The organism is Dethiosulfatibacter sp., from assembly GCF_983023055.1.
In genome coordinates this window covers 1-4,156 of record NZ_CEZJXU010000220.1, presented here as the reverse complement: position 1 = coordinate 4,156, position 4,156 = coordinate 1, and the positions used below count along the sequence as shown (strand labels likewise).

At 35.6% G+C, this 4,156-nt stretch carries 4 protein-coding genes and 1 riboswitch; of the genes, 1 reads left to right on the top strand and 3 read right to left on the bottom strand.

Annotation, left to right across the window (positions count from 1 at the left end; genetic code table 11):
- The 3 genes from AC3AX0_RS08435 to AC3AX0_RS08425 all read right to left on the bottom strand — a co-directional run.
- On the bottom strand, nt 1–641 hold a 641-nt coding region (locus tag AC3AX0_RS08435), incomplete at its 3' end, for an ABC transporter permease subunit (RefSeq protein WP_487549857.1).
- 53 nt (nt 642–694) lie between these two features.
- Entirely contained in the window at nt 695–1,708 is a 1,014-nt protein-coding gene (gene wtpA / locus AC3AX0_RS08430; protein WP_487549856.1) for a tungstate ABC transporter substrate-binding protein WtpA, read from the bottom strand.
- A gap of 163 nt (nt 1,709–1,871) precedes the next feature.
- Nucleotides 1,872–1,991: riboswitch (molybdenum cofactor riboswitch) on the bottom strand.
- 53 nt (nt 1,992–2,044) lie between these two features.
- Nucleotides 2,045–3,211, bottom strand: coding sequence for an alanyl-tRNA editing protein (locus tag AC3AX0_RS08425; RefSeq protein ID WP_487549855.1), 1,167 nt, complete (start codon nt 3,209–3,211; stop codon nt 2,045–2,047).
- A gap of 222 nt (nt 3,212–3,433) precedes the next feature.
- On the opposite strand from AC3AX0_RS08425, the gene AC3AX0_RS08420 reads away from it, so the two are divergent.
- The gene (locus AC3AX0_RS08420) at nt 3,434–3,913 is read left to right on the top strand and encodes an S-ribosylhomocysteine lyase (RefSeq protein WP_487549854.1); all 480 of its coding nucleotides are present in this window, start codon (nt 3,434–3,436) and stop codon (nt 3,911–3,913) included.
- Nucleotides 3,914–4,156 lie beyond the last annotated feature (243 nt).

Genomic DNA, 4,156 nt, shown 5'->3' with positions numbered 1-4,156 from the left:
GGATGATAAGCAAGAATTACTACTGCTCCGAATTCACTTATGGACCTTGCCCATGTCAGAATCATTCCTGTAAGTATTCCCCTGTATGCATTTGGTAGTGTTACATTTTTTATTGTCTGTATATGCGTCGCTCCAAGGGATCTCGATACGTTCTCCATCTTGCTCGAAACACCAAGAAATGCATTTTTTGCACTGGATATCATAAGGGGCAGACTGACAAACATCATAGCCAGTACAATTCCTCGTTTTGTACCAATTACTTCAACACCTATAAATTCAAGTATTTTCCCAACTGTGCTTCTAGAACTCAGCATTGAAAGAAGCATGATACCCACTACTGTATGGGGTATTACAAGGGGTATGTCCAGTATGCTCTCAATTATGTTCTTGCCCTTGAACTCAAACCTAGCAAGTATATATGCCAGGGGGACTCCAAGAAATGCTGAAATCAGTGTTGCGATGCTTCCTGTGGACAAACTCGTCCATATGGCATCCCTGACAGCATTATCCCTTATTGTCTCTCCCAGAATCTCATAATCAGTAGTCCCAACAAGTAAGCAAATGGGATAAACAATAAAAAATATGATTATAATGCCTGCAATCATGGATAATGAATGTATCAAATCTCTTTTCCCGTTCATGGACACTCCTTAAGTTATATACCGCTGCCAAGGGCAGCGGTATTATAATTTTGTTAATATACTATTCCTTCGCTAAGGTTTTCTTCTCCCTTTACAACCAGTGGATCAAGTACGGGTTGTCCATTCTTGTCCATTATTGAAAGTCCTTTTTCCTTATCAAGCAAATAATTGATGAAAGCAACTGAAAGCGCTTCATCCGGAGTATTGTTAGGGATTGTAACTCCATATACTATTGGCTTTCCAACCTGTGTAATAGTTTGTCCAGGCTCAGATCCAGCAACCTCAACCGTTGCAGTTGCATAGAAGTCAGTAAAGTCGACGCTACTCAAATTAATTTCCTCTGGAAGCTCTACAAAAGGAAGATCATGCTGTACAGCAACTGATCTGTAAATAAAAAAGTAATCAAGTGTTCCAGTCTCTATCATAGCAAGAAGATCAGTTTCCTTAGGTCTAATATTTTTATCTGGACAATGAAAATCAAGATCGGCCTCTAGTCCTTCAATTCCGTAATGGTCTTCAGCAAGCTGGTAAACCATAAGTGACCTGTATCCACAAGGGTCTGCATTGTGGTCGCTATGTCCATAGTTTACACCATCTCTTAATAGTATTTCATACCAGTTTTCAGTTGTGATTTCATCTGCATATTTACTTGTTTCAGAATACCCAATAACCATTTCATTCTTTGCAAACAATACATTAAAATCTGCATAGTCAGGAATAAGCAGGTTATCTATGACAGTATAATCTGCTGAAGCCATTATATGTGCTTCTTTTTCAAGCTCACATATTTTCTTTGCACAGGTTCTGCTTCCTGCCGGTTCTCTCAATATATCAACTTTTGGATACATTGTTTCGAATTCTGCTTCCATTTCACCGAAAGGTACTGAAAGACTTCCTGCATGAAAAATAACAAGATTTCCCTCAAGTTCTACTTCGGAAGCTGCTTCTGTTTCTTCCTGTGTATCTGGTTCCTCTGATGGTGTTTCTGTTGGTTCTGCCGGTGAGCACCCAACATACATCACCATGCTTACAACAAGTATAAGCATTAATAATACTTTTTTCTTCATGTAATCTCCTCCAAATTATGATAAATATTATTTATAATTTTCAGGACATCGAGTCCTTCGAATTATCTGACATACTGATTGGTACGTCATGTAAATAAAAAACGGGCACTCCTGAAGGAATGCCCGTAAATTATACAAGTGAAAACTCACTATAAATATATAGTAAATTAAATATAATTATTCATTCCAAACACGGGAGATATGTCTGTTTCCAAACATACCCTATGGGCATGACTTTCATAGCGAAGCCTTAGAACTGTCATGCTTGAATAATAAAGAAATATTCTTTTAAATTAATTGTTTATAATTATACATCCTGTTGATGCAGATTGTCAATCATATTATTGACAGGAACTCGTGAAATTTAATCAAGTCATCATTTTCAGAAAAAGACCCCTGAGCCTTTGTATCTTTTCCCCCGCCTCTTCCGTTGTAATTTTTAATATTTTCCTTAAAGACCTTTCCACAGCTTTTGCCATTGCCAGTATTGTTTACATATACTATCCTTTTATCCTTTCCCGATGAAAGAATTATCTCATAACTTCCCATATCCATAAGTTGCGATACTATGAACTCCAGCTCGTCTACAGACTTATCCTGATATATTCTTGATATTTTCTGTCCTTTTGATTCCTTGACAAGTGTTTTGGCATCATATATTGAAAGTTGCTTCCGCAAATTTTTCAAGTCATTCTTCAGTTCTACTAACCTGATGCTTTCTTTTTCATTTCTATCAATCAAGTTTTCTAAATCGGAGGAATATTTTCTATTCAAAATGGTTATGATTTCATGTTCTTTCTGGAAATCTTCAAAGGCTCTCATTCCGCATTTAAAAAATATTCTTGTCATTCCCTTATATTTCTGGGTTCTTAAAATCTTTACAAGTCCAACCTCTCCTGTTTTGTCGGGATGAGTACCGCAGCAAGCTACGCAGTCAGTATCCACTATATTGACTATCTTAATATCTTCGTTGATATCAGGCATTTTTCTTATTGGATATTCTTTTGCTTTTTCCACACTATTGACAGTTATTATTTGTACATCCCTGTTTTCATAAATTGCTTCATTGCATTTCAATTCAATATTTTTAACCATTTCATCAGTAAGGGTCTTCGCATCTATATCTACAGTTATATAGTCCTCACCCATATGAAACCCCTTGTTTTGGTATCCATATTCCTTAAGTGCAACTCCAGATAGTATATGCTCACCGCAGTGCTGCTGCATGTGGTCAAGCCTTTTCTTCCAGTCAAGAGTACATTTCACATCCTCTTCTAGTGGAAATATATCGACTTCGTGATATATTTTTTCACCCTCTTCAAATACATGTAAAACCATTGCATCACCTATCATTCCTGTGTCAGAAGGTTGTCCTCCACCTTCTGGAAAGAATATTGTACTGTCAAGTTCCAGAAGCTTCCTGCTTTCATTTTCGGATTTTCCAATTATTTTACAGTCCGCTTCCTTTAAATATACATCTTCTTCAAAAAGTCTTTTAGTCATATTATCCTCACATTCAGTTTATTTCAAATATTTTACTATAGTTGTATTAAATATTGTTTCAATCAATCCATCACAGGGATTATTATATTACCTGGTAAAGCTCATGTCAAAAACAAAGATTATCATTTTCAAATTATAAATTTCCTTTTTGCAAATTTCACCAGTTTACTCTATAATCAGATTAGATATACACTACCCAAAATGTATTTAATAGGAGGAATCATGAAAAAAATAGAGAGTTTTCAGATAGATCACAAAAAACTTATTAGAGGCGTCTATGTTTCTAGAAAAGATGTAGTAAACGATGCATTCATAACAACATATGACTTGAGGATGAAGATTCCAAACAGAGAACCAGTAATAAACACTGGAGAGCTTCATGCAATAGAGCATCTTGGAGCTACATTCTTGAGAAACCATGAGATATACAACGACGAGACAATATACTTCGGTCCAATGGGATGCAGAACTGGTTATTACCTAATCCTTAAAGGAGACAGAATATCCAAGGATATAGTTCCTATTCTTGTGGAAATGTTTGAGTTCATTGCAGATTACGAGGGAGAAATTCCAGGATCTGATGCTATTTCTTGTGGAAATTACCATGACATGAGTCTGCCAATGGCAAAGTATGAAGCAAAGAAGTATCTAGAAGAGGTGCTACTGAAAATGAAGGAAGAAAATCTAATTTACCCGGAGTAAATTTGTTAGCAAGATTAATAATATATTAGCACTATATAAGAAAAAAGTCGTAACATTTTTGTCTGAAAAATTGTTGCGATTTTTTGATTCAACTTATCTATTTTACAAGAAAGCAGCTTTGCTGCGTTAACCGCGTAACACCAACGCTTCAAGGGGTTATGCATATTTTAACTTTCTTAAGTTATAAAAAAAAAAGCTGACTCCTATTTAATATAGGAAACAGCTAATTATTTCTTGTTTATT